The following is a 25730-nucleotide window of genomic DNA, read 5'->3' as shown; positions in this document are numbered from 1 at the left end:
GGCAGGGATGAAAGACGAGCCTCAGAGAAAGCCCAGAATGCGCGTGGTGATCGGATCGTGGTCGGAAAGAGGCCGTCCCTTAGGATCGAGCGACGGCGTGATAATCGTATCCGAGAGCTCGAGCCCGCGGGTGAGAAACCAGTCGAGCTTCATGGCCCGTTCAGGCCAGCGGGTGATCAGACTGGGTCGCGTCGTCATCTGCTCGAGCGGTCCGCCATGACGGCTGAAACCGCGCGCGGCGCTCATCGCAAACAGGCCTTCCGCCTCGAAATCGCCGCCGGCATGGTTGCCGGTGTTGAGATCGCCGCCGATCAGGATGGGCAGGTCGGGAAAGGCTTGCTCCAGCCGGTCGATCATATCAGCCGTCTGTTGTTCGCGATAGGCGGCGGTCGTCGCGCTTTCGAGATGAACGGAGACGGCCAAGAAGGGACCGGATGTGGTGTCGATCAGCCCGCCCACGGCGCAACGCTCGCCGATGCGCGGCTGGCCGACGTCGCCGCGCCAGAGACGCTCGCCCCAGAGGCGGATCATAAACGGCTCGCGGATGGGCGCCGCTGAGAGGAGGCCGTTGCCGTGGAAGCCCTTGAGGTTGAAGGAATCGGAGCAGAATTCCCGCTCGGTGTCCGAGCCGAGACCCATTTCGAGGAACTCCACGCCATAGGCATAGGTCATTTCCATGCAGCGGGCCAGATCACGCGTCGTGTGCCGCTGCCCGGTGCGGGCCATGCCGTCATCCATTTCCGACAGCAGCACCAAAGCGGGCGCGTGTTGCTTGAGATGGTCGGCGCTGTCCTCGACGAACAGGCAGCGCTCCAGATTCCAGGCCGACACGGTGATCGGAAAGGCGAGGGGGCCTGATGTGGATGGGGTTCCGGCCGCCTCGAGCGAGGTCATCGCGGCAAGCCCAGACATCACGGCGTCATGCTCGAGCACGGTTTCGATGGCGCGGGGAAGGGCGTCGCGCATCGCCTGGGAGGGGGCGGCGAGTTCGGAAACGACGGTTCGGATCATGCCAGCGCCTCGGATCGGTGCGTTGAAGACATGCCGTCGTTCTGGCCCAAGCGTTTGCCGGTGACGGCCGAGAAGGCGTGCAGCTTGTTTTCCGCGATGGCGAGCCCCATCTCGCCCCGGAAGGCGTGAATGCTCGCGGTGACGACCGACACCGGCTGGCCGCCGACCAGACCATGCAACAATCGCTGCGCGCCGAGTTCCTCGACATAATCCAGCTCAAAACGCAGCCCCTGTGCGGGATCCATGGAGAGCGTGGCGTCTTCGGGGCGAAAGCCGAGCGTCAGGGCGACGTCGGACGCCACCGGTCTGGACAACGAAAGCCATTGATCGCCGATCTTGACGCCAGCGCCCTGCGCCTCCGCCTTGACGAGGTTCATGGCCGGTGAGCCGATAAAGCTTGCGACGAAGGTGGAGGCGGGCCTGTGATAGACGTCGAGCGGGCTGCCGATCTGCTCGATCTCACCCTTGTTGAGCACCACCAGGCGGTCCGCCAGCGTCATCGCCTCCAGCTGGTCGTGGGTGACATAGATCGAGGTCGTGCCGAGCCGGCGCTGCAGGCGCTTGATCTCGCCGCGCATGGTCACGCGCAATTTGGCGTCGAGATTGGACAGCGGCTCGTCGAACAGGAAGGCGGCAGGCTGGCGAACGATCGCCCGGCCCATGGCGACGCGTTGGCGCTGGCCGCCGGACAGCGCCCGCGGCTTGCGGTCGAGATAGGGCTCGATCTCCAGCATGCGCGCCGCTTCATCGACGCGGCTTTCGATCTCGGCCTTCGGCGTCTTGCGGTTCTTGAGGCCATAGGCGAGATTGTCGCGCACGGTCATATGCGGATAGAGCGCATAGTTCTGGAACACCATGGCGATATCGCGATCGGCGGGGTCGACATCGTTAACGCGGCGGTCGCCGATGCGGACTTCGCCGGCGGAGATTTCCTCGAGCCCGGCCACCATGCGCAACAGGGTGGATTTTCCGCAGCCGGAAGGCCCGACCAGCACGATGAACTCGCCGTCCTTGATGGCTATGGAAATGTCCCGCACGGCCTGTGCGCCGCCGTCGTAGATTTTTGATACGGATTTGATGTCGATGGTCGCCATGGTGGTTCTCACTTGTCGCTTTCGGTCAAGCCCTTGATGAACCAGCGCTGGAAGATCACGACGATCAGCACCGGCGGGACCATGGCGAGCACGGCCATGGCGAAGGCTTCGTTGTAATCGGGGATCTGGGCGCCCACCCAGACGACGAGGATCTGCTTGATGCCGCGCACCAGCGTGTAGAAGCTCTCGTCATTGGTCATCAGCATCGGCCAGAGATACTGGTTCCAGCCATAGACGAACATGATGATGAACATCGCCGCGATCATGGTGCGCGACAACGGCACGAGAATGTCGATGAAGAATTTGAACGGCCCTGCGCCGTCGATGCGGGCCGCCTCGAGGATCTCGTCCGGCACCGATTTGAAGAATTGCCGGAAGAAGAAGGTGCCGGTGGCCGAGGCCAGCAGCGGCACGATCAGACCGGTATAGGTGTTGATCAGGCCGAGCTTGTGCATGACCTCGTAGGAGGGAAGAATGCGCACTTCGAGCGGCAGGAGCAGCGTGGTGAAGATGATCCAGAACATCAGGGTGGCGGCGCGAAAGCGGAAATAGACGATGGCGTAGGCCGCCAGCATCGACAACACGATCTTGCCGACCGCGAAACCGATGCCGAGGATCAGCGAATTGGTCAGCATGGTCAGGCCCGTCACCTTGCCGGTGAAGCCGCCTTGATGGCTGAGCACCTTCTCATAGGTCTCGATGAAATGACCGCCGAGCGAGAAAGTCAGCCCGTTCATGTGAATGTCGGCCGCCTCATGGGTCGAGGTGGTGAAAGCCACCACCACCGGCAGGATCATCAGCAGCGATCCGAGAATGAGGATGAGGTGATCGAATGGCGATGTGCGGCGCATGGCGCTCTCCTCAACCGTAATGAACGCGCCGCTCGATGAAGCGGAACTGGAAGATGGTCAGCACCAGCACGATCACCATCAGGATGACCGATTGGGCCGAGGAGCCGCCGAGATCATTGCCGCGGAAGCCGTCCATATAGACCTTGTAGGTCAGGGTGATCGGGTTGTTGGCGGCCTTGTCCTTCACCATCACGTCGATGACGCCGAACGTGTCGAACAGCGAATAGGTGAAGTTGATGATCAGCAGGAAGAAGGCGGTGGGGGTCAGGAGCGGGGCGGTCACCGTCCAGAAACGCCGGAAGCCGTTGCGGCAATCGATTGCGGCGGCCTCGCGGATCGAGGCGGGAATGCCCTGAAGCCCAGAGAGGAAGAAGATGAAATTATAGGGGATCTGCTTCCACACCGCGACGAAGATCATCGCGAACGCCGTGTCGTTGTAATCGAGCCCGACTTTCACATCCCAGCCGAACAGCGCTGCGAAGCGGACGAAGGGGCCGATATGCTGGTCGAAAAACATCATGCCGGTGAGGCCGGCCACCGGCGGGGCGATGGCGTAGACCGAAATGAGGATGGTCTTATAGGTCGAGGCGCCGCGAATGACCCCATCCGCCTTGACGGCGAGCAGAAGGCCGATCGACAGCGAAAAGAACGTCACGACCACGGTGAAGAAAGCCGTAAAGCTCGCAATGCCCCGATATTGGGGCGAGGTCAGCGTGTCCCAATAGTTCTGCAGGCCGACGAAGGTCGCTCCGAAGCCGAACGGATCCTCCAGGTAGAAGGAAGACTGGATCGCCTGGACCGACGGCCAATAGAAGAAAATGAAGATCACCGCCAGTTGCGGCGCGAGAAACAGATAGGGAATGATGGGCGAAGAAAATTGAACGCGCTTCATCTGAGGCCTCTTCTGGCTCAAAGGAAGAACCGCCTCCTGATGGAGGCGGTCCTCATGATCGTCAGGTCCCTTCCATCCGAGGAAGGGGCGATGGCGTCAGCCAGACGTCTTGGCGAAGCGGGCGAGCAGTTCGTCGCCTTCCTTCTTGATCGTGGCGAGACCGTCCTTCACCGAGGTCTCGTTGGCGAAGATGCGGTTATATTCGCGTTCCATGATTTCGCGGATCTGCGGGTAGAAGCCGAGGCGATATCCCTTGGACCATTCGCCCGACGGCAGCATCAGCTGCTTGATGCCCACTTCGGCGGCCGGCTTCTTCTCGTACCAGCCTTCCTTCTTGGCCAGCTCATAGGCCGCCTTGGTTACGGTCACGTAACCGGTTTCCTCATGGTAGTATTTCTGCACTTCGGCCGATGTCAGGAACTGGAAGAAGTCGGCCACGCACTTGTTTTCTTCATCCGTCTTGCCGGACATGGCGAACAGAGCCGCGCCGCCGATGAAGGACGAGGTGCCGGCGCCCTCGATGCCGCCCCAATAGGGCAGGAAGTCGGCCGAGAACGGCATCTGTGCGGTCTTCTGCAAGCCGCCGAAGGAGCCCGACGAACCGATCCACAGGGCGGCCTTGTTTTCTTCGAAGACCTTCTGGTTGTCGGACCAGCCGGCGCCGTAATAGCCGAACCAGCCTTTGTCGGCCCAATCCTTGAGCTTGGTGAACATCATTTCGAGCTTCGGATCGGTAACGTTGAGCGTCGTGCCTTCGGTCGAGTCGTAGCCGTTGTTGTTGGAGGCGAACTGGACGTTGTTGCGCGAGAAGAAGTTCTCGGTGAACTGCCAGGTCAGCTGGGCTTGAACGAGCGGCACGAAGCCGGCGTCCTTGAGCTTCGGCGCGATGGCTTCGAACTCTTCCCAGGTCTTCGGCGCTTCGACGCCGGCCTTCTTCAGCGCGTCGGTGTTGATATACATGATCGGAGCCGAGGAGTTGAACGGCATGCCGACGAACTTGCCGTCGGCGTCGGCGTAGAAATAGCGGATGCCGTCGATAAAGGCGTCGCGGTCGAATGTGTAGCCGGCCTTGTTGATCAGGTCCTCGGCCGGGATGACGGCGCCCTTGGCGTTGATGATCGTGGCGGCGCCGGCGTCGAACACCTGCAGGATGTTGGGCTGCTCGCCCGATCGGAAGGCGGCGATGCCGGCGGCCAGCGCCTCTTCATAGGTGCCCTTGGAGACGGGGGTCAGCGCGCAGGCCGACTGGGCGGCGTTGAACTTCTTGGCGACTTCGTTGATGACGTCGCCATTCTTGCCGCTCATGCCGTGCCACCAGGTAATGTTGGTGGCGGCGAACGAGGTGGTGGCGGAGAGCGCGACGGCCATGACGGCCAGCGAAACCTTCTTCAACATGTGCGTTTTCCCTGTTGTTGACCGGGTATCGGTTCTGGGAGTGCACTAGTGGGTTCCAATGACAGCGCGGTTACGCTTTTGTGACAGCTTGTTGACGTTAACTGTTAGAAATAGCTGATGAAATGCGCAGGCCAGCGCCACGGCCTGACGACCAACACGTCATAGCGCATTCCGAGATCGACCGGATGGGGTCGGCGGGAGATCCAGATGTCGCTCGCGCGGCGAATGCGCTCTTGCGTCTCTGCGGTCACCGCGTTCAGTCCGTCCTCTATGGAAGCCCGCGCCTTGACCTCGATGAAAACGGCGAGATCCTTCTTGCGGGCGATGATGTCGATCTCGCCGGAGCGCGTCTTGTAGCGCATCGCCATGATCCGGTAGCCCTTGGCGATCAGATAGAAGGCGGCGATATGTTCGGCGACATGGCCGCGAAAGAAGGCGCGACGGCGATCCCTCGATGGCGCCGTCATCCCCGCTCTTCCTTGAGCTCCAGCAGGCGCTGATAGAGATCCTTGCGCGAAAGGCCCGTCTCGCGGGCGGCTTCCGCCGCAGCCTTGGCCGTGGGCATCGTCCCGGAGAGTTCGCGCAGAAAAGCGTCGAGCGCCTCTCCTTCCGGCGGCGCTTCTGCTTCCGGCGGCGCGATGGCCAGCACGATCTCGCCTTTCACATTGTCCTGCGCCGTATAGAATTGGGCGAGTTCGCCGAGGCTGCCGCGCCGGAACTCTTCATAGGTCTTGGTCAGTTCTCGGCAGACGCAAGCCTGCCTGTTTTCCCCCAGCACCAAGGCGGCGTCTGAAAGAGAAGCCGCAATCCGGTGCGGCGATTCGAACATGATCAGCGTGCCTGGAACCGAGGCGATCTCCTTTAACCGGTCGCGCCGCGCCTTTTCCTTCTGTGGCAGAAAACCGCCGAAAAAGAAGGAATCGCTCGGAAGGCCGGCGGCCGACAAGGCGGTGATCACGGAAGAAGGTCCAGGGATGGGGATGGCTTTCCGCCCCGCTTCCACGACGCTCTGCACAAGCCGAAAGCCGGGGTCCGAGACGAGCGGCGTGCCGGCGTCCGAGATCAGCGCCACGGATTTCCCCGCTTCGATCTCGGCGATGAGGCGCGGTCCGGCCTCCGCGGCGTTGTGCTCGTGATAGGGATAGGGCCGGCGGCTGATGCCGTAGCGTTCGAGCAGCACACGGCTCACCCGCGTGTCTTCTGCGGCGATGATGTCGGCGGCGGCCAGCGTTTCGAGCGCGCGCAACGTGATGTCGCCGAGATTTCCGATCGGGGTGGCCACCAGATAGAGGCCAGGCTCCAGCGGGCGCGCCGGGATTTCGAGCGTGCGGATGCGATATTTCCGGTCGCCTGAGGGCGCTGCGCTGTCGTCGTCGTCCAAGTCTTGCTCCGGAAGTGAATGAAGTCAGGCCTTTATGGGCCGGGGGCCGATCATGTGCAAGGCGCGTTTTTCGGTTCGAAAGCACTTGCAATATCATCGCGCTTTCTGCCATTTTGCCCGTCCGCGCGGGGGCGGGCGACGCCGGAACGTCCGGCAAGAACAAAAAACGGTAGGATCATGCGTATCACACTCGAGCGTTCCAATCTCCTGAAATCCCTGGGACACGTCCATCGCGTGGTGGAGCGTCGCAACACGATCCCGATCCTGTCCAACGTGCTGCTGAAGGCCGAAGGCGCGTCGCTGACCATGAAGGCGACCGATCTCGATCTGGAAATCACCGAGGCCGCGCCGGCGCTGACCGAACAGGCGGGCGCCACCACCGTTCCGGCTCACCTTCTCTATGAAATCGTCCGCAAGCTGCCCGACGGCTCGGAAGTGTCGCTCAGCACCTCGGCCGATGGCGCGACCATGAGCGTCGCTTCGGGCCGGTCGAAATTCTCGCTGCAATGCCTGCCGGAAAACGACTTTCCGGATCTGACCGCAGGCGCCTTCGCCAACGCCTTCACCATCAAGGCCGCCGATCTCAAGATGCTGATCGAGCGCACCCAGTTCGCCATCTCCACCGAGGAGACGCGCTATTACCTGAACGGCATCTTCCTGCACACGGTCGAAACCGGCGGCGCGCTGAAGCTGCGCGCGGTGGCGACCGACGGCCACCGTCTCGCCCGCGCCGAAATCGAGGCGCCCTCTGGCTCGGAAGGCATGCCGGGCATCATCGTGCCGCGCAAGACGGTCGGCGAAATCCAGAAACTCATCGAAAATCCCGAAGCCGAAATCCGCTTCGAAGTTTCTGACGCCAAGATCCGCCTGTCCTTCGGCGAGATCGTGCTGACCTCCAAGCTGATCGACGGCACTTTTCCGGATTATCAGCGCGTCATTCCCTCGGGCAACGACAAGGAAATGCGGGTGGATTGCGCCACTTTCGCCAGCGCCGTCGACCGCGTCTCGACGATTTCCTCCGAACGCGGCCGCGCCGTGAAGCTGGCGCTGTCCGAGGGGCAAATGGTGCTGACGGTCAACAATCCCGATTCCGGCAGCGCCACCGAAGAGCTCGCGATTTCCTATGAAGGCGATCCGCTGGAAATCGGCTTCAACGCCCGCTATCTGCTCGATATCACCGGTCAGCTGGGCGGCGACGACGCGGTGTTCAAGCTTGCCGATCCCGGCTCGCCGACCATCATTCTCGACTCGACGGGAGCGGATGCGCTTTACGTTCTGATGCCGATGCGCGTCTGACGCGACCGAAATATTTCCGGTTCGTTAACCATACGCCCCTTGCCTCGCGCCTCGCGCCGCTTCACATATCGGTCACCGACCATGAAGGGCGCAGGCGCATGCATCGATTGAAGACACGTTTCGCCGAAAAGTTCGACGACGAGATTCGTTTCATCAAGGGGATGATGTCGCGTCCCAAGACGGTCGGGGCGATTGCGCCGACCTCCTCGCGCACCGCCCGCGCCATGGCCGAAGCCATCGACGTCAGTTCCCGTCTGCCCGTTCTCGAACTCGGGCCCGGCACCGGCGTCATTACCCGCGCCATTCTCCAGCATGGCGTCGAGCCCTCGCGGATCTTCTCCATCGAATATTCCGAGGAGTTTCTCAGCCATCTCCGGATGAAATATCCCGGCGTTAATTTCCTGCATGGCGACGCCTTCGACCTGTTCAACGCTTTGCCGGCCCATGCCGGCCGCCAGTTCGATTGCGTGATTTCGGGCATCCCGCTTCTCAACTTCCCGATGGAGTCGCGCATCCGGCTGATCGAGGATCTGCTCGATCTCGTGCCGCGCGGCCGCCCGGTGGTGCAATTCTCCTACGGGCCGGTTTCCCCTGTCATCGCCAAGCCCGAGAGCTATCGCATCAAGCATCACCACTTCATCGTGCGGAACCTGCCGCCGGCGCAGATCTGGCATTATTACCGCCCCGTTTCCTGATGTTCGGTGTCTATGTCACCCATCCGCAAGTTCTGATCGATCCCGCGATCCCCGTGCCGAAATGGGGCCTGTCGGAGATCGGCCGCGTCCGGGCCGAACACACGGCTTCATCGCCCTGGATCGGGCGCATCAGGCGAATCATCTCCAGCGATGAAACCAAGGCGATCGAGACTGCCCAGGTCTTCGCATCCGCCGTGGGCTTGGATGTCGAGATCGCCGAAGCCATGGGCGAGAACGACCGCAGCGCCACAGGCTTCCTGCCGCCGCTGGAGTTCGAGAAGGCGGCCGACTGGTTCTTTGCTCATCCCGACGAAAGCTTTCATGGCTGGGAGCGGGCCGTGGACGCACAGGCCCGGATCGTCTCTGCCTTCAAAAGGGCGCTCGAGGATTGGCCGACAGATCGCCCGATCGCTTTTGTCGGCCATGGCGGTGTCGGCACGCTCCTGAAATGCCGGCTTGGAAATTTGCCGATCAGTCGCTCACAGGATCAAAAGGGTGGGGGCGGCGGCAATCTCTTCGCGTTCCGGCTCGACGATCACACTCTTCTGTCCGACTGGACGCCGATGGAAGATTGGACCGGGGCTTAACGGAAGCGGTTGATTTCCTCGCTGCCGCCGCGCTCGCGTCTTGCGGCTCGCGCCTGCTCGTGGCACTGCTGCCGCAACGCAAAAAGGAGAGGCTGAAATGTCGGCGAAGGACAGGCTGATCGTCGGGCTCGACGTGCCCAATGTGCAGGAAGCGGACCGCATCGTCACGAAACTCGGATCGACCGTCTCCTATTACAAAGTCGGCTATCAACTGGCTTTCGCCGGAGGGCTGGAATTCGCCCGCGACCTCGCCCGCGACGGCAAGAAGGTCTTTCTCGACATGAAGCTGCTCGACATCGACAATACGGTGGCGAGCGCGGTGGAGAACATCGCCAAGATGGGCATGAGCATGCTGACGCTGCATGCTTATCCCAAGGCGATGCGCGCCGCGGTCGAGGCGGCCAGGGGTTCGGATCTCTGCCTGCTCGGCGTCACCGTTCTCACATCCATGGACGAGGCCGACCTGATCGAGGCCGGCTATGAATATGATCCGCATACGCTGGTGCTGCGCCGGGCCGAACAGGCGCGTCGCGCCGGCATGGGCGGCATCGTCTGCTCGGCCGAAGAGGCCAAGGCGGTGCGCAAGGTGGTCGGACCCGAACTCGCCGTGGTCACGCCCGGCATCCGGCCGGCCGGCGCCGACAAGGGCGACCAGAAGCGGGTCATGACGCCCGCCGACGCCATTCGCGCCGGCGCGTCGCATCTCGTCGTCGCTCGTCCCATCGTCAAAGCGCCAGATCCGCTGGCTGCGGCAAAGGCGATCCTTGCCGAGATGGAGACGGTGCTCTAACACGTTTGCATGTCTGTCCGAACACGGTGGAGGCCGTCATGGCAAAAGGTTATTGGATCGCCCGCGTCGATATCCGGGATCCCGAGCGCTACAAGGATTACGTCGCGACCGCAAAACCCGCCTTCGAGGAGTATGGCGCGGTGTTTCTGGCCCGTGGCGGCGAGTATCACCGTCTCGAAGGCCAGGTGCGCGCCCGCAATGTGGTGATCGAGTTTCCTTCGCTGCAGGCCGCCTATGATTGCTACCATTCCGCTCAATACCAAAAGGCCGCCGCGATCCGTCAGCAGGTCGCCGACGCCGAAATGGTGATCGTGGAAGGCGTGGCCTGAACTAACAACTTCATTTCGCGCGTTGATTCGGGTATGACCGGCCAAAAGGCGCCGAATTTCAGGAGATCAAGATGACGCTGTCGAATTTGCCGAAACTCGTGACTGTGTTTGGCGGATCGGGTTTCGTGGGCCGCCATGTCGTGCGCGCGCTGGCGCGTCGCGGCTATCGCATCCGGGTGGCGGTGCGCCGTCCCGATCTGGCGCTGCATCTGCAGCCGCTCGGCAATGTCGGCCAGATCTCCTTCGTGCAGGCCAATCTACGCTATCGCAATTCTGTCGACGCCGCCGTCAAGGGCGCCGATCACGTGGTCAATTGCGTCGGCCTTCTCTTCGAACAGGGTCGCAACAGCTTTGACGCCGTGCAGGAATTCGGCGCGCGCGCCGTCGCCGAAGCCGCCCGCGCTGCAGGCGCCGGCCTGACCCACATTTCCGCCATCGGCGCAGATGTGAGCTCCGCCTCGGCCTATGCCCGCTCCAAGGGCCGCGCCGAGCAGTCGATCCTGCAGACCAAGCCGGATGCGGTGATCCTGCGTCCGTCGGTGGTCTTCGGACCGGAAGACCAGTTCTACAACAAATTCGCCGACATGGCGCGCGTCGCCCGTTCCTGCCGCTGGTCGGCGGCGGCAAGACCAAGTTCCAGCCCGTCTTCGTCGACGATGTCGCCGAAGCCGTGGCCCGCTCGGTCGACGGCCTCGTCGACGGCGGCAAGATCTATGAACTCGGCGGCGCAGAAGTGGTGAGCTTCAAAGATATCCTCGACGATATCCTGCGCGTGACCTGTCGCGACAAGTCGCTGGTCAGCATTCCCTTCGGCGTGGCCTCGCTTCTGGGTTCGGTCGCCTCGCTCGTGCCCTTCATCACCCCGCCGATCACGGCCGATCAGGTGACGCTGCTCAAGAAGGACAATATCGTCTCCGAGGCCGCGATCGCCGAGGGCCGCACGCTGGAGGGAATGGGCATCAAGCCCACGCTCGCCGCAGCCATCCTGCCGACCTATCTGGCGCGCTATCGCCCGGAAGGCCAGTTCACGCAGCCCGGCGCAGCCGGCTGATCATAATTTGTTAAGACTTCGTGCGGCGGCTCCAGCATGGCTGGGGCCGTTTTTGCTTTGTTCGAAGTATCTGCAGCGCTCTTTCCATTTGCATTGGATACGATCCATTAACCAGATGCTGACATTTTTAAATGAATTGTCGTGGTGGATCTTGCGTGAGCGCAAGAGTTGCCCAAAAGTCGCACAGAGCGGCTAGTTTTGTTAAACCCGAATAAAGCCATTCGCTCGACATTGATTGCGCCGACGCAACTGATTAGAAGCCGCTCAGATGCGCCAAAGACAAGGCGGCTCCGCCAACTCTGCAAACTTTTTTGAGGAAATTATGGGCAAATCGATCGCATTGTTCTTTGCGTCTGCCGCAGTTGTCATTCTCGCCGGCTCCTTCATGGCGCCGCATACCGATGCGGCCGACAAGAACCGTTGCGCGCCCGCCTATGGCGTGGACCCCTGCGCCGTGACCGGCGCCGTACCCGCCCATTGAACCTCCGGTCATGAAAAAGGACGCCGAGCGGCGCCCTTTTCAGATGAAATCTATTCAGCGTGAAGGCCGGCTCGTCGCCGGCCTTTTGCATGGGATTCACCCCTGGAGATAAAGACCGATCAGGCTTGCGGTCCCCACGATGATCCGCCACCAGGCGAACGGCGCATAGCCGCGGCGGGAGACGAAGGCGAGCAGCGACCGCACCACGACGAGGCCGCTGATGAAGGCGGCGACGAAGCCGACGGCGATATTCGTGACGTCGTCGAAATTGAGGTCGTTGCGATATTTGACCAGGTCCAGCGTGAAAGCGCCGACCATGGTCGGCATGGCGAGGAAGAACGAGAATTCAGCCGCCGACCGCTTGTCCGTACCCATCAGCAGCGCGCCGACAATGGTCGCGCCCGAGCGCGAGGTGCCGGGAATCATCGCCAGGCACTGGCAGATGCCGATCTTGAACGCCAGCGGCAGCGGATAGTTCATGGCGTCGAAATAGCGCGGCTGGAACTTCATCTTGTCGACGGCCAGCAGGATGACGCCGCCGATGATCAGCACATAGCTGATCAGCACCGGCTCCTCGAACAGCACTTTCTTGATGAAGTCATGCGCGACCGCGCCGATAACCGCCGCCGGCAGGAAGCCCACCAGGATCGACAGCACGAACCAGCGCGAGCGCTCCGAGGAATGCAGCGTCATCGCCACGTCCCACAGCTTGCGGAAATAGACCAGCAGGATGGCGAGGATCGCGCCGAGCTGGATAAGGACCGGGAAAGTGTTGCCGGTGCTCTTGAAGCCGAGAAAATGGCTCGCGAGGAGAAGATGGGCGGTGGACGACACCGGGATGAATTCCGTCGCTCCCTCGAGAAGCCCGAGAATGAACGCGCTGAAAATGGACTGACTTTCCATGAGAGCCTCGTGACATGCCTGTCTTGTTGTCGATCGGATTGACCGGGTTTTCGCACCAATTTCTTAATGTTCGCCGCAGTTTCGCCGCGGCCTTGTCGATTTATTTACCGGGTTTGAGAGAGATATCACGACTTTGCCCCAAATCGGCCATAGGTCGCTTGACGATTCCGCGCGCCATGCGCACCTGTATGATTATGGCGCAACGGGTGAAGACCGCGCGTGATATGCGCGGCGCGAGCCTGTCCTTTCTCAAAGTCGGTTAAAGATTTATGCCCGTCCTCTATCATCATCCGATGTCGACCGCCTCGCGATTCGTTCGTCTTATCTTTTCGGAATATGGCGTTCAGGCGGAATTGATCGAGGAAGCGATCTGGGAAAAGCGGAAAGATTTCCTTGCTCTCAATCCCGCCGGCCAGTTGCCCGTGTTCGTCGACGACAATATGCGCGCGCTCTGTGGCGCCACGATCATTTCCGAATTTCTCGATGAGACCAGCGGCGTCCTGAAGCGCGACCGCCGACTGCTCGCCGAAGATCCGTTCCAGCGCGCCGAGATCCGTCGCCTGACCGAGTGGTTCCTCAACAAGATGGAACAGGACGTCACGCGACCGCTGGCGCGCGAGCGTGTGTTCAAGCTGTTCATGACGCCTGAGCAGGGCGGCGGCGCGCCCGATTCCAAGGTTCTGCGCACCTCGCGCAACAATATCCGCCAGCATATGCGCTATCTCGCATGGTTGGCGGGATCCCGCACCTGGCTCGCGGGCGAGCGACTGAGCTATGCCGATCTCGCCGCCGCATCGGCCATCTCCGTTCTCGATTATCTCGGCGAGATCGACTGGAACGAATGGCCGCCTGTCAAGGACTGGTATCAGCGCATCAAGTCGCGTCCCGGTTTTCGGCCGCTGCTCAACGATCGCATTCGCGGCGTGACGCCGGTGTCGCACTACGCCGATCTGGATTTCTGACATGTCGGGCGCGGCCAGCCGCGGCCACGATATCCGCGGGCGCGCGCAATGGATCAAGACGCTCGCCCGCGATACGGGTTTCGACATCTGCCGCATCACCGGGCCCGATGATCTGGACCGGGCGCGCGCAGATCTCGGCCGCTATATCGAGGCCGGCCATCACGGAACCATGGCCTGGATGCCGGAAACGCAGGAGCGGCGCGGCGATCCGCGCGTGCTCTGGCCCGATGTGCGCTCCATCATCATGCTCGGCATGAATTATGGCCCCGAAGGCGATCCGCGCGACAATCTCGCCCGGCCCCGACGTCGGCAATATCTCCGTCTATGCCCGCCATCGCGACTATCACGACGTCATCAAGGGCAAGCTCAAGGAGATCGCCCAGAAATTCGCCGCCCGCACCGGCGCCGAAGTCAAGGTTTTCGTCGACACCGCCCCGGTGATGGAAAAGCCGCTGGCGGCGAAAGCGGGTCTGGGATGGCAGGGCAAGCACACCAATCTCGTCAATCGCGATTTCGGCTCCTGGCTGTTTCTCGGCAGCATCTTCACGGCTGCGGAACTGGAGGTCGATCCGCCGGAGCGGGATCACTGCGGCTCCTGCCGCGCCTGCCTCGACGCCTGCCCGACCGGAGCCTTTCCCGGGCCCTACCGGATCGACGCGCGGCGATGCGTCTCCTACCTCACCATCGAGCACAGGGGGCCGATCGACCGGGAGATCCGGCCGCTGATCGGCAATCGTATCTATGGCTGCGACGATTGCCTCGCCGCCTGCCCCTGGAACAAATTCGCCGAGGTGGCGCGGGAACAGAAGCTGCGCGCGCGCCGGGATCTAGGGTCCCCACTGCTCGCAGATCTCCTGGAGCTCGACGATGCGGCCTTCCGCGCGCTCTTTTCCGGCTCGCCGGTCAAGCGTATCGGGCGCAACAGGTTCATCCGCAACTGTCTGATCGCCGCCGGCAATTCCGGCGACCTCCAGCTCGCGGAATCCTGTCGCCGGCTTCTGTCCGACCAGGCGGCGGAGGTGCGCGGCATGGCGATCTGGGCCTTGGCGCAGCTCGGCGCGCTGACGGTGAGCGACGAGGCCGCTGCGCAACGCGAGCCGGATGACTATGTAAGAGAAGAATGGAAACAAGCGGGACTATTGCCATGACGATGACGATTTTGGGCGCGGGCTTTTCAGGCAAAGCGATCGGCGCACTCGCAAGCGAGCGCTTCCCCGTCTACGGCACCACCCGGAGCGGGGCGAAGTTCGCCGCCCTCGAACGCGCAGGTATTCGCCCGCTGCAGTTCGACGGCGAGACGATCTCGGACGAACTCGCCGCGGCGCTGTCGGAGACAACCGCGCTCGTTCAATCCATCTCTCCGGACGCGCAGGGCGACGGCTTCCTGCGACTGATCCCGTCCCTCGAGACCGCCATGCCGCGTCTGGAATGGGTCGGCTATCTCTCGACCATCGGCGTCTATGGCGACCACAAGGGGGCCTGGGTGGATGAGACTGCCGAACCGACGCCTTTGTCCAACCGCTCGCGCGAGCGCGCGCTGCTGGCCGAGAACCAATGGCTGGAGGCGGGCGCAGCCGCCGGCGTGCCCGTGGCGCTCCTGCGTCTTTCCGGCATTTATGGTCCCGGGCGCAACCCCTTCGTCAATCTCGACAATGGAACGGCCCGGCGTCTGGTCAAGAAGGATCAGGTGTTCAATCGTATCCGGGTGGAGGATATCGCCCGCGCCACGCTCTTCCTGATGGACCATAGGGAAGGCGGCGCATTCAACGTCACCGACCATATGCCCTCGCCATCGCAGGATGTGGTCGCTTATGCGGCTGAGCTGATGGGCGTTCCGACGCCCCCAGATATCGCCTTCGAGACGGCCGAACTCAGTCCCATGCAGCGGTCGTTTTATGGAGAGAACAAGCGCGTCGGCAATGCCCGGATCCGCGAGCTCGGCTTCGAATTTCTCTATCCGGACTACCTGGTTTCGATGCAGCAACTCTGGAAAGACGGCGTCTGGCGCGGGTGAATTGTGGCGTTTATGCGGCCAACACGATTATAGGAATATCAACATCGGCATAAAATTTGGTGAAGATTTGATTAAACGCGCTTTTTCCCGCCGCTTTTGTGAGCGAAGCGCGGATTTTGAGGACGTCGCGAGGTCCCGTGCTTACCATCTGAATCTTCTAGGGTCTCATTCTCAGGTTGCAGGTCGGAATCTCATTTTGATCCAATGCGTCCTCCGTTAATATTTCAAAAGTAACATTGCGTGAACGCATGAGGCACTTTTTTGCCTCTTTTACCCCAAAGAAGCTCGTTCCCAGGAATAAACGTCTTGGGAAGTCTAAATGTTCGAAAAAAAAATCTCACCACGCTCTCGTGCTTGCTGCTGTGGTTTTTTCGTTTGCCGTCGGGCAGACCCCAGCTGAGGCCAAAGATGGTTGTGGTGGAGCCTCCTGGTATGCGCTGCATTCCCGCACCGCGTCCGGCGAACGCATGAACCCGTCCAAACTCACCGCCGCTCATCGCAACCTGCCTTTCGGCGCCAAGGTGAAAGTGACCAACCGCAACAACGGACGCGCCGTGGTCGTTCGCATCAATGATCGCGGCCCCTTCATTCGCGGACGCGTCCTCGACCTCTCCCGCGCCGCCGCCCACCAGATCGGCATGGTCAGCAGCGGCACCGCCAAGGTCTGTTTCGAGGTCATCGGCTGATCCGAAGCCTCCGGCGGACGACTTCGGTCGAAACCTCGGCCGCGAAATGCTCTAACGCCGCCCCCACGCTTGCTCTTCGGACAATTCGCGGGTACCACCCCGGAAACAAGGAGATGAAGCGATGCGGCTGGGCGGACGCCTTTCGGGGGCGATCGAAGTGTTGAGCGATATCGAAACGCGCCGCCGGCCGGTCGCCGATGCGCTCAAGGATTGGGGCCTGTCCCGCCGCTTCGCCGGTTCAGGCGATCGCGCCGCCGTCGGCAACATCGTCTATGACGCGCTTCGCATGAAACTGTCGCATGCCTGGCTGATGGACGACGCATCGCCCGCAGCGCTGGCTTACGCGGTGATGCTGCGGCAGTGGGGATATGAGGCGGCCAATCTCGCCGGCGAATTCGACGGCGATAAATTCGCGCCCGAGCCTCTCTCCGAGGACTGTCTCGCCGCCTTCTCGTCACGCCGGCTCGAAGACGCGCCCGATTATGTCCGCGGTGATATCCCGGAATGGGTCGTCGAGCATTTCCGGGTCAATTTCGGCGACCTATGGCTCAAAGAAGCCCAGGCGCTGGCCGAACGGCCGACCCTCGATCTGCGCGCCAATACGCTGAAAGCCACCCGTGACAAGGTCGTCCGGGGTCTCGAACACGCTCAGGCGCGGCCCTCCGCCATCGCCCGATCGGGCGTGCGCATTGCGGCCGGCGAGGGGCCGTCGCGGCTGCCCAATGTCACCGCCGAGCTTTCCTTCCAGAAAGGCTGGTTCGAGGTTCAGGACGAGGGGTCCCAGATCGTCGCCGATCTCATTCTCGCCCGAGAGGGCGAGCAGATCCTCGATTACTGCGCCGGCGGCGGCGGCAAGACGCTGAGCCTCTCGGCGTCCATGGCCAACAAGGGCCAGGTCCACGCCTTCGACGCCGATCGCAAACGGCTCGCGCCGATCATCGGACGCCTGCGCCGCGCCGGCGCGCGCAATGTGCAGGTCCACGAGCACGAGAAATCCATGGCGTCGATCCTGGGCCGATGCGACCGCGTCCTCGTCGATGCGCCTTGCACAGGCACCGGCACCTGGCGCCGTCGGCCAGACACCAAGTGGAGGCTGACGCCGAAAAACCTCGAAGAACGGTTGAGCCAGCAGCGTGAGGCGCTGACCAAAGCCAGCGGCTATGTCCGGCCCGGCGGCGTGTTGTGCTATGTCACCTGTTCGATCCTGCCGGAGGAAAACCAGCGTCAGGTCGAAGATTTCCTGGCGGCGAACCCCGCTTTTTCACTGGTCTCGGCGCTCGATGGCTGGACATCGCTGTTCGGAGCCGATGCGCCGCAGCCTTACTCGCCTGATGGTCTTTCCGTGACGCTGACGCCGGCCTCGACCGACACCGACGGCTTTTACTTCGCCATGATGCGCCGCGCCGGCTGAAATCAGCTCTCGAGCCTCAGCGGATATTGCTGGGTCGGCGGCAGCCGATGATGCAGCACCGCGATGGCGATCATCAAGGCGCTTCCGGCCGACACTACGGCGACGAGCAGCGGCAGGCTGAAATGGCTGGCGAAGGCGACGAGCGGGATCGCGCCCGCCGGCGGATGCGTGACCCTCAGGATCAGCATCACCGCGATCGTCAGGCCTACAGCGACGGCGGCGGCAAGCCAGGCGCCGGGAAACAGCCACACCGCCAGCGATCCGATCATCGCCGCGACGAAATAACCGCCGAGCACATTGGCCGGCTGGGCGAGCGGACTTTTGGGTTGACCGAAAAGCAGCACCGCCGTGGCGCCAAAAGGCGCGAGCAGGAAGGGCAGGCCGGTGGCCACGGCCGCGCCGCCGATGCCCGTCATCGCGAGCACCGCGCCGAAGCCGGATTTCAGATGCGCAAGAGCCTGCCCCGGCGGCTCATGGCGTTGAATGAAGTGCCTCAGATGTCTGATCATGTCGCCCGCGGAAGTGATGATGGCGTGAGCATAATGCGCAAAAATTAATCTACAAGCGGCGGATTTTCTGTTCGTTGCTCCCGGAAAGAAATAGTTGTCTGCGCCGATCTTATATCTGGATGATTTGACACCAGTTTGCAGATGAGTCAGAACAGCGCCAATCATCTGATGTCAAGGAGCGTCCATGACCCGTCTTCCCTTCGCCCGGCTCAGCCTGGGCCTCGTGTCGGCCACCGCCCTTTTCGGCATGTCCAGCGCCTTCGCCGCCACCGATCTCGGCGCCGTGGTCAAGACCTATGCCGAAATCGGCCACGCCAAATATGAAGACTCGCTGATCACAGCCAAGGCGCTGGACAAGGCGATCGACGCGCTGATCGCCAATCCCTCCGAGGACACGCTGAAAGCAGCCCGTGACGCCTGGATCAAGGCCCGCGTTCCCTATCAGCAGACGGAAGCCTACCGTTTCGGCAATGCAATCGTCGACGACTGGGAAGGCAAGGTCAACGCCTGGCCGCTCGACGAAGGCCTGATCGACTATGTCGACAAGGCTTATGGAACCGAAAGCGACGAAAACGAGCAGTATACGCTGAACGTCATCGCCAATCCGAAGTTCACCATCGGCGGCAAGGAAATCGACGCGACCAAGATCACGCCGGAACTCCTCTCAGGCACCCTGCAGGAAGCCGGCGGCTCGGAATCCAATGTCGCCACCGGCTATCACGCCATCGAATTCCTGCTTTGGGGCCAGGATCTCAATGGCACGGGTCCGGCGCCGGCGCGCGGCCCTATACCGATTACGACGTCAAGAATTGCACCAATGGTCACTGCGACCGCCGCGCCCAATATCTGAAGGCTGCATCCAGCCTGCTGGTGAGCGATCTCGACTACATGGTCAAGCAGTGGACGCCCAAAGGCGAGGCCTACAAGGCCGTGCTCGCCGATCCGAAAAAGGGCGTCGTCGCCATGCTTACGGGCATGGGCTCGCTCTCCTATGGCGAATTGGCCGGCGAGCGCATGAAACTCGGCGTTCTCCTGCATGATCCGGAAGAGGAGCATGATTGCTTCTCCGACAACACCTACAACTCGCATCTCAACGACGCCATCGGCATCGCCGGCGTCTATGAGAACGCCTATACCCGCGTCGACGGCTCGAAGCTCAGCGGTCCCTCGCTCTCCGACCTCGTCAAGGAAAAGGATGCCAGCCTCGACGCCGAAGTGAAGGCCAAGCTCGGCCACACGCTCGACGCCATGCATGCCATGGCCAAGCGCGGCGAGACGGTCGAGGCCTATGACCAGATGATCGGTGAAGGCAACAAGGACGGCAACGCCGTCGTCCAGGCCGCGATCGATGGTCTGGTGGACCAGACCAAGTCGATCCAGCGCGTGATTTCTGCGCTCGACCTGGGCCAGATCGAGCTCGAAGGCTCCGATAGTCTGGACAATCCCAACGCCGTGTTCCAATAAGCGGATGGGGCCGCATGGCCCCGTGTCACGGTTCATGGGTGAGATGATGCGACGCCCGGCTCTGCGGTTGAACCTTCTGGTCCTGCCTCTGCTGGGCGTTTCGGTATTCGCGTTCGCCGAAACCGCGGAACGCCCGGATCTCGGTCCGCGCGAAAAAGCGCGGGTCGCCGATGTGGTCAGGCCCGCCACGGATTTCTCCAAGGCCGAGCCCTATGAGGCCATGCAGGCCGGAGCCGCGACCTCGATCGAGGATCCTGACCGCAACGCGTTTTCACATTTCTCCGCCAATCTGGCGGACGAAGACGTGATGAATTTCCGTCTCGGCAATGCGTTGTTCCGCAAGATCTGGGTGCCCGCGCCCTCGTCCACCCAGGCCTCCGATGGCTTGGGGCCATTCTACAACGCCCGCTCTTGCGACGCCTGCCACATCAATGACGGTCGCGGCCATCCGCCGGAAGGCAAGGCGGACATGACCTCGATGTTCCTCCGTCTGGCGCGCGAGCCGACGACCGATGCGGAGAAGGCTGCGCTCGGGGATCATCTGCTGCTCAATTTCCCCGATCCCGTCTATGGCGGCCAGCTGCAGGACAAGGCCATCGCCGGCGTCGCGCCCGAGGGACGGATGCGGATCAGCTATCAGCCGCAGCCGTTCCGCTTCCCCGACGGGACCGTCGTCGAACTTCGAAAGCCCTCCTACCAGGCCGTCGATCTTCGCTACGGGCCGCTCGATCCCCACGCGTCGCTGTCGCCGCGCATAGCCCCGGCCATGATCGGCCTCGGCCTCATCGAGGCGATCGCCGAGGGTGACATCCTGGCCAGTGTGGATCCTGACGATCGCGATGGCGACGGCGTCTCCGGCCGTCCACAATTAACGCGCGCCAGCGATGGCGAGGTCCGCCTCGGCCGTTTCGGCTGGAAGGGCGAGCAGGCCAATGTTCGCGACCAATCGGCGCACGCCTTCCTTGGCGATATCGGCATTTCCACGCCGATACTCCCCAGGGATCATGGCGACTGCACCTCCGAGCAGGCCGATTGTCTGGCGCTGGCGGGCGGAACCCAAGCGCGTCTCGGCCCCGGTGAAGCGCCCGATCCGGTTCTGCCGCTGGTGAGTTTCTATTCGGAAAATCTCGCCGTTCCCGCCCGCCGCAAGGCGTCCTTTTCGGAAACTCTGGCTGGGAAAAAGCTGTTTTACGACTCGGGCTGCATCAGCTGCCACACGCCGAAATATGTGACGCGTAAGGACTGGCCGGCCAAGCCGCAACGCTTCCAGCTGATCTGGCCCTATTCCGATTTCCTGTTGCACGACATGGGCGAGGGGCTGGCCGATAGCCAGACGGTGGGCGAAGCTTCGGGGCGGGAGTGGCGCACGCCGCCGCTTTGGGCTATTGGCCTCACCCGCACGGTCGGCGGCCAGGAATTCTATCTGCATGACGGCCGCGCCCGGACGCTGGAGGAGGCCGTTCTCTGGCATGACGGCGAAGGCCGCGCCGCGCGCGACGCCTATGCCAAACTCGATAAACGCGACCGCGATCTGCTGATCCGTTTTCTGGAGTCGCTCTGATGACGATGAAATCCGTGCTTCTGATTGCCGCCCTCATGGCTCCGCTCGCCTCTCCGGCGCTCGCCGTCGATGACGCGGTAGCCCGCAAGATCATGGTCGATGCGGTCGATGGCTATATCAGGCCGTCCTATCACGCCCTTGAGGATGCGGCTCATACACTCGCCGAGGATACGGCTAGGTTCTGCGCCGCGCCCGGCGATGAGGGGCTGAACGACCTGAAGGCGCGGTTCGGCGACCTCGTCGAAGCCTGGGCGCGCATCGAGATCGTGCGTGAGGGTCCGGTGCTCGGGAACAACCGCTATGAGCGGATTCTTTTCTATCCCGACCGCAAGTCGACGGGGCAGAAGCAGGTTCAGAAGATCCTCGCCGATCCCGACGCATCCGATCTGGACGCGGCGGGCCTTGCCGGCAAAAGCGTCGCCGTCCAGGGTCTCGGCGCCTATGAACTGACTTTTTCGGACGCGAGGCCGGCGCGGTGACGAGTCCTGACGATGCCGACCAGTGCCGGTTCGGCCTGGCGGTTTCCCGCAATATCGAAAGTATCGCCGGCGAGCTTTCCGCCGCCTGGGATGCGCCCGATGGCGTGGCGAAAAACTGGAAGGAGCCGGGCGCCGCAAATCCGGTCTTCCGCACCGGCGACGAAGCCTTGCAGGCGATGATCGGCATTTTCGTGCATGGGATTGAAACCGTGCGCGATCAGCGCGTCAAACCGTTCTACAAGGGCGAGGGGAAAAGACCTCCCCGCGGCTCGCGCTGCTATGGCGCTCCGAAAACACTATGCGCGCCATCCACGGAAATGTCTCGGGCCTCGCCGATCTCTGGAAGACGTCGGACATGCGCAGCCTTCTGACCGGCGACGCCGAAGCCCTGGCCGACGCCGTGGAATTCGACTTCAAGACCGCAGGCGGCGCGGCGGCGAAGATGGAGCAGCCCAGCCCCGAACGTCTGGCGGACGTCAAATATCAACGCAAGATCGAATTCCTGCTCTTCAATCTGCGCGACGCCAGCGCCCGAATCGATCGCGACGTCGGCGCCGCCGTGGGCTTGAGCGCCGGCTTTTCCTTCGGTGACGGAGACTGAGCGATGCGGACCCTGCTGATCGAGCGCCGGTCCTTCCTCAAGGCGGCCGGCTTATTGTTCGCCAGCGGCTTGTCGGCGCGCGGTCATGATGTTCTCGCAGCCAGCGCGGCGGTCTTCGCGAGCGCCTTCATGGATGCGGGCGGCGCCTATGGCGTGGCGTTGCTGGCGGAAGACGGCGGCGAAATCGCCCGTGTGGCGTTGCCCGATCGCGGCCATGACGTCAGCTTCGATCCGCTCAATGGCCGTGCTGTGGCCTTCGCCCGGCGTCCGGGGACGTTTGCGCTGGTGATCGACACCGCCACGAGCGCGCCGCTGAAGCTGATCCAGGCGGCCGAGGACAGGCATTTCTTCGGTCACGGCGCCTTTTCGCCGGATGGCCGCAGGCTTTATGTCGCCGAAAACGACTTCGACAATTACGCCGGCAAGATCGGCGTTTACGACGCCAGCGCCGGCTGGGCGAAAATCGGCGAATTCTCCGCCCATGGCATGGACACCCACGACCTCCAGATCCTCGAAGGCGGACGTTATCTCGCCATCGCCAACGGCGGCATCAAGCAACATCCGTCCATGGGCCGCGCCAAGCTCAATCTCGATCACATGGAGCCGTCGCTCGTCATTCTCGATCTCAGCGACGGACGGCTGGTAGAAAAGCATGACCTGCCGGTCGAGATCCGCCAATTGTCGACCCGGCACATGGATATCGACGCCTCCGGAAGCATCTGGTTCGGATGCCAATATGAGGGCCCCAAGACAGATTATCCGCAGCTTCTCGGCAGCTTCAAGCGCGGCGAAGACCTGCGTTTCCTCGACATGCCGGAAGAGGTTCTACGCGGCTTCGACAATTACATCGGCTCGGTGATGGTCAATCGCGACGCGGGGCTCGTCGCGGTCTCCTCGCCCAAAGGCGGGCAATGGGCGGCCTTCGACGTCAAGTCGGCGAACCTCGTCCGCCAGGAAGCGATCGGCGGCGTCTGTGGTCTTGCGCCGGAACAGACGAGCTTCATCCGCTCCACCGAATCCGGCTGGTTCGAAGCGCAAAAGACCGCGCTCGCCTGGGACAATCACATCACGCGACTCGGCTGATGCATCGCGGCGAGCGCCATCCGCTCGCCTTTAGTTGCTCTGGCCAAAACAGGCGCCGCGCCGTCGCATGCGGGAGCGCGGCTTGCCCCGGAACCCGAAATCATGTTGAACCATCGGCAATGCGTCGCGATCGGTGATGGAGGACGGGACAATGAAGACCGTGATCATAGGCGGCAGCCACGCCGCGCTTTCGGCGGCGGCCGAGCTTCGGAAACTTTCGGCGGAGGCGGAGATCGTCATCGTCTCCAGCGATGCCGAGCTGCCCTATCAGCGCCCGCCGCTTTCCAAGGCCTATATGTCCGGCAAATCCAGCTTCGAGCAGATCCTTCTGCGTCCGGAAGACTGGTATGCGGCCAACCGCATCACCCTCATACGCGGCGTCTTCGCCGATCGCATCGACCGCGCCCACAAGACCGTGCATCTCGCCGACGGCGAGGCGCTGTCCTATGACCGGCTGCTGATCGCCGCCGGCGCGCGTCCGCGCCGGCTGCCCGAGGAAATCGGCGGCCATCTGCCGAATGTGCATGTGATGCGCGATCTCGGCGACGCGCATGCGCTAATGGAGCAGATGAAGGACGGCGCGCGGCTGGTGGTGATCGGCGGCGGCTATATCGGCCTAGAGGCCGCCTCCGAAGCATCGAAAAAGGGCGCGACCGTGACCGTCATCGAGGCAGCCGACCGCATCCTCAAGCGCGTCGCCTGCGCGGAAACCGCTGGCGATGTCCGCACGCTCCACCAAGCCCATGGCGTCAGGATCTTCGAGAACGCCGCGCTCAAGCAGATCGTCGAGGACGGCGGCCGCGCGACCGGCGTCGAGCTTTCGGACGGATCGGTGATCGCGGCCGATTTCATCGTCACCGGCATCGGCGTGACGCCGGATGTGGCGCTCGCCGACCAGGCGGGCCTCACGATCGCAAATGGCGTCGTGGTGGACCGGGAGCTGCGCAGCAGCGACCCCGAGATCTTCGCGATCGGCGACTGCGCGAGCTTCCCTATGGCGACCACCATATCCGGCTCGAATCGGTGCAGAACGCCAACGACATGGGCCTGATCGCCGCGCGCAACATGCTGGGCGACAGCGTCGATTATAACCCGACGCCGTGGTTCTGGTCCGATCAGTTCGAACTCAAGCTGCAGATCGCCGGCCTCAACACCGGCTATGATCGGGTCGTCACCCGGCCCGGCGTGCGCGAGGGCGCAAAATCGCATTTCTATTTCAAGGCAGGCCGCTTCCTCGCCGCCGACTGCCTCAATGACGGCGCGACCTATATGGTCGCCCGGCGCATTCTCGAAGGCGGCAAGACCGTGACGCCCGAACAGGTGGAAGACGCCGGCTTCGCCCTGAAATCCCTGCTGTGATCATTGGAGACCGCCATGTCCGCGCCTGAAAACCGCTTGAAGAAACGGCTCGCCGCCGGCGACACGACCATCGGCATCTGGCTTGTTCTCGCCAACAGCTATTCGTCGGAACTCGCCGGCACGATCGGCTTCGATTGGGTGCTGATCGACGGCGAACATGCACCCAATGATTTGCGCTCGATCATGCAGCAGGCGCAGGCGCTCAAGGGCTCGGCGTCCTCGGTCGTCGCCCGGCCGCCCAGCGCCGATGTCCATCTCATCAAGCAATATCTCGATATCGGCGTGCAATCGCTGCTGTTGCCGATGATCGAAAGCGGCGCCCAGGCCGAACTGATGGTCAAAGCGGTGCGTTATGCGCCTGAGGGCATTCGCGGGGTCGGCGCCAGCATCGCCCGCGCCTCGATGTTCAATTCCATCCCCGACTATATGTCGACGGCAGCTGACCAGATCTGCCTGATGCTGCAGGTCGAAAGCCGGGCCGGGCTTGCGGCGCTGGACGATATCGCCGCAACCGATGGCGTCGACTGTGTCTTCATCGGCCCTTCCGATCTCGCCGCCGATATGGGCCATCCGGGCAATTATCATGCGCCGGAGGTCAAATCGGCGATCGAGGACGCCATCCGCCGGATACAGAGCCACGGCAAGGCCACGGGCATCTATATGCCCGATCCTGTCGACGCCAAACGCTATCGCGACATGGGCGTCAACTTCATCGCGGTCGGCGCCGATGCGTCTGTGCTGATCAAGGCGTTGCGCGATCTCAAGGCGCTCTACGAATAGGCGTCAACAAATGTGATATTGTTCACATTGCTGTTGACCATCCTGTGAAACATGCGCCATTTTCC

General features: G+C 62.5%; 27 protein-coding genes and 3 pseudogenes. 21 read left to right on the top strand and 9 right to left on the bottom strand.

Translation table 11 applies throughout. The annotated features are described in order from the left end of the window. Nucleotides 1-21: 21 nt before the first annotated feature. From H2O14_RS11940 to rsmI, 7 genes are all read right to left on the bottom strand, one after another. Nucleotides 22-1011 (bottom strand): endonuclease/exonuclease/phosphatase family protein, encoded by a 990-nt coding sequence (locus tag H2O14_RS11940; protein WP_182827824.1) that lies wholly within the window; start codon nt 1009-1011, stop codon nt 22-24. Then, on the bottom strand, nt 1008-2105 hold the full coding sequence (locus H2O14_RS11935; protein ID WP_182827823.1) for a sn-glycerol-3-phosphate import ATP-binding protein UgpC: 1098 nt from the start codon (nt 2103-2105) through the stop codon (nt 1008-1010). Before H2O14_RS11935 ends, H2O14_RS11940 begins: the two co-directional genes overlap by 4 nt. Before the next feature lie 8 nt (nt 2106-2113). Further along, entirely contained in the window at nt 2114-2956 is an 843-nt protein-coding gene (ugpE, locus tag H2O14_RS11930) for a sn-glycerol-3-phosphate ABC transporter permease UgpE (protein ID WP_182827822.1), read from the bottom strand. A gap of 10 nt (nt 2957-2966) precedes the next feature. Further along, nucleotides 2967-3848, bottom strand: coding sequence for an ABC transporter permease subunit (locus tag H2O14_RS11925; protein WP_182827821.1), 882 nt, complete (start codon nt 3846-3848; stop codon nt 2967-2969). Between the two features lie 96 nt (nt 3849-3944). Continuing rightward, entirely contained in the window at nt 3945-5243 is a 1299-nt protein-coding gene (locus H2O14_RS11920; RefSeq protein WP_182827820.1) for an extracellular solute-binding protein, read from the bottom strand. Between the two features lie 104 nt (nt 5244-5347). Further along, on the bottom strand, nt 5348-5710 hold the full coding sequence (locus H2O14_RS11915; RefSeq protein ID WP_182827819.1) for a YraN family protein: 363 nt from the start codon (nt 5708-5710) through the stop codon (nt 5348-5350). Continuing rightward, nucleotides 5707-6576 carry a 16S rRNA (cytidine(1402)-2'-O)-methyltransferase gene (gene rsmI / locus H2O14_RS11910; protein WP_312858669.1) on the bottom strand — a complete coding sequence of 290 codons (870 nt, stop codon included), beginning with the start codon at nt 6574-6576 and terminating at the stop codon, nt 5707-5709. The genes H2O14_RS11915 and rsmI overlap by 4 nt, the downstream gene beginning before the upstream one ends. Nucleotides 6577-6801: 225 nt before the next feature. Between rsmI and dnaN the strand changes: the two genes are divergently transcribed. The 7 genes and pseudogenes from dnaN (at nt 6802) to H2O14_RS11875 (ending at nt 11853) form a co-directional block, all read left to right on the top strand. Beyond that, the gene (dnaN, locus tag H2O14_RS11905) at nt 6802-7920 is read left to right on the top strand and encodes a DNA polymerase III subunit beta (protein WP_182827817.1); all 1119 of its coding nucleotides are present in this window, start codon (nt 6802-6804) and stop codon (nt 7918-7920) included. 98 nt (nt 7921-8018) lie between these two features. Then, entirely contained in the window at nt 8019-8615 is a 597-nt protein-coding gene (gene pmtA, locus H2O14_RS11900; protein ID WP_182827816.1) for a phospholipid N-methyltransferase PmtA, read from the top strand. Beyond that, complete coding sequence (locus H2O14_RS11895) at nt 8615-9202, top strand: histidine phosphatase family protein (RefSeq protein WP_182827815.1); 588 nt, start codon at nt 8615-8617, stop codon at nt 9200-9202. The genes pmtA and H2O14_RS11895 overlap by 1 nt, the downstream gene beginning before the upstream one ends. Before the next feature lie 97 nt (nt 9203-9299). Beyond that, nucleotides 9300-9992, top strand: coding sequence for an orotidine-5'-phosphate decarboxylase (pyrF, locus tag H2O14_RS11890; RefSeq protein WP_182827814.1), 693 nt, complete (start codon nt 9300-9302; stop codon nt 9990-9992). A 38-nt stretch (nt 9993-10030) separates the two neighbouring features. Further along, nucleotides 10031-10321 carry a DUF1330 domain-containing protein gene (locus H2O14_RS11885; protein WP_182827813.1) on the top strand — a complete coding sequence of 97 codons (291 nt, stop codon included), beginning with the start codon at nt 10031-10033 and terminating at the stop codon, nt 10319-10321. 71 nt (nt 10322-10392) lie between these two features. Beyond that, nucleotides 10393-11372: pseudogene (locus tag H2O14_RS11880) on the top strand (complex I NDUFA9 subunit family protein). Between the two features lie 322 nt (nt 11373-11694). After that, complete coding sequence (locus H2O14_RS11875) at nt 11695-11853, top strand: hypothetical protein (protein ID WP_182827812.1); 159 nt, start codon at nt 11695-11697, stop codon at nt 11851-11853. A gap of 96 nt (nt 11854-11949) precedes the next feature. Here the strand turns inward: H2O14_RS11875 and H2O14_RS11870 are convergent, their stop codons facing one another. Further along, nucleotides 11950-12756 (bottom strand): undecaprenyl-diphosphate phosphatase, encoded by an 807-nt coding sequence (locus tag H2O14_RS11870; protein ID WP_182827811.1) that lies wholly within the window; start codon nt 12754-12756, stop codon nt 11950-11952. Nucleotides 12757-13025: 269 nt separating this feature from the next. On the opposite strand from H2O14_RS11870, the gene H2O14_RS11865 reads away from it, so the two are divergent. From H2O14_RS11865 to H2O14_RS11845, 5 genes and pseudogenes are all read left to right on the top strand, one after another. After that, nucleotides 13026-13718 carry a glutathione S-transferase family protein gene (locus tag H2O14_RS11865; RefSeq protein WP_182827810.1) on the top strand — a complete coding sequence of 231 codons (693 nt, stop codon included), beginning with the start codon at nt 13026-13028 and terminating at the stop codon, nt 13716-13718. Nucleotide 13719: 1 nt separating this feature from the next. After that, nucleotides 13720-14866, top strand: a pseudogene (gene queG, locus H2O14_RS11860) (tRNA epoxyqueuosine(34) reductase QueG). Continuing rightward, a complete protein-coding gene (locus H2O14_RS11855) occupies nt 14863-15732 on the top strand; it encodes an SDR family oxidoreductase (RefSeq protein WP_182827809.1) in 870 nt (289 codons plus the stop codon). Before queG ends, H2O14_RS11855 begins: the two are co-directional and overlap by 4 nt. Before the next feature lie 350 nt (nt 15733-16082). Beyond that, the gene (locus H2O14_RS11850; protein WP_312858668.1) at nt 16083-16418 is read left to right on the top strand and encodes a septal ring lytic transglycosylase RlpA family protein; all 336 of its coding nucleotides are present in this window, start codon (nt 16083-16085) and stop codon (nt 16416-16418) included. Between the two features lie 121 nt (nt 16419-16539). Further along, entirely contained in the window at nt 16540-17829 is a 1290-nt protein-coding gene (locus H2O14_RS11845) for an RsmB/NOP family class I SAM-dependent RNA methyltransferase (RefSeq protein ID WP_182827808.1), read from the top strand. Nucleotides 17830-17831: 2 nt separating this feature from the next. On the opposite strand, the gene H2O14_RS11840 is transcribed toward H2O14_RS11845, so the two are convergent. Next, nucleotides 17832-18338, bottom strand: coding sequence for an HPP family protein (locus tag H2O14_RS11840; RefSeq protein WP_182827807.1), 507 nt, complete (start codon nt 18336-18338; stop codon nt 17832-17834). A 247-nt stretch (nt 18339-18585) separates the two neighbouring features. Here H2O14_RS11840 and H2O14_RS11835 point away from each other — a divergent pair. The 9 genes and pseudogenes from H2O14_RS11835 to H2O14_RS11800 all read left to right on the top strand — a co-directional run bounded on the left by H2O14_RS11835 (nt 18586) and on the right by H2O14_RS11800 (nt 25665). Continuing rightward, nucleotides 18586-19802 (top strand): annotated as a pseudogene (locus H2O14_RS11835) (imelysin family protein). 43 nt (nt 19803-19845) lie between these two features. Further along, on the top strand, nt 19846-21363 hold the full coding sequence (locus H2O14_RS11830; protein ID WP_182829351.1) for a di-heme oxidoredictase family protein: 1518 nt from the start codon (nt 19846-19848) through the stop codon (nt 21361-21363). Continuing rightward, on the top strand, nt 21363-21842 hold the full coding sequence (locus H2O14_RS11825; RefSeq protein WP_182827806.1) for an imelysin family protein: 480 nt from the start codon (nt 21363-21365) through the stop codon (nt 21840-21842). Before H2O14_RS11830 ends, H2O14_RS11825 begins: the two co-directional genes overlap by 1 nt. Then, entirely contained in the window at nt 21839-22213 is a 375-nt protein-coding gene (locus H2O14_RS11820) for an imelysin family protein (protein WP_182827805.1), read from the top strand. Before H2O14_RS11825 ends, H2O14_RS11820 begins: the two co-directional genes overlap by 4 nt. Next, complete coding sequence (locus H2O14_RS11815) at nt 22141-22443, top strand: hypothetical protein (RefSeq protein WP_182829350.1); 303 nt, start codon at nt 22141-22143, stop codon at nt 22441-22443. The genes H2O14_RS11820 and H2O14_RS11815 overlap by 73 nt, the downstream gene beginning before the upstream one ends. A 3-nt stretch (nt 22444-22446) precedes the next feature. Then, nucleotides 22447-23526 carry a DUF1513 domain-containing protein gene (locus H2O14_RS11810; RefSeq protein WP_182827804.1) on the top strand — a complete coding sequence of 360 codons (1080 nt, stop codon included), beginning with the start codon at nt 22447-22449 and terminating at the stop codon, nt 23524-23526. Between the two features lie 151 nt (nt 23527-23677). Beyond that, nucleotides 23678-24577, top strand: a complete 900-nt coding sequence (locus H2O14_RS11805; protein WP_246697370.1) for an NAD(P)/FAD-dependent oxidoreductase — start codon at nt 23678-23680, stop codon at nt 24575-24577. Then, nucleotides 24550-24885 (top strand): oxidoreductase C-terminal domain-containing protein, encoded by a 336-nt coding sequence (locus H2O14_RS27400; protein WP_312858595.1) that lies wholly within the window; start codon nt 24550-24552, stop codon nt 24883-24885. The genes H2O14_RS11805 and H2O14_RS27400 overlap by 28 nt, the downstream gene beginning before the upstream one ends. Nucleotides 24886-24900: 15 nt before the next feature. After that, nucleotides 24901-25665, top strand: a complete 765-nt coding sequence (locus H2O14_RS11800; RefSeq protein WP_182827803.1) for an aldolase/citrate lyase family protein — start codon at nt 24901-24903, stop codon at nt 25663-25665. Nucleotides 25666-25730 lie beyond the last annotated feature (65 nt).

Origin of the sequence: Rhizobium sp. G21 (genome assembly GCF_014158035.1) — a bacterium.
Classification (GTDB): domain Bacteria; phylum Pseudomonadota; class Alphaproteobacteria; order Rhizobiales; family Rhizobiaceae; genus Rhizobium_E.
The sequence above is the reverse complement of the archived record's forward strand: the minus strand, read 5'-3'. Positions and strand labels throughout refer to the sequence as shown.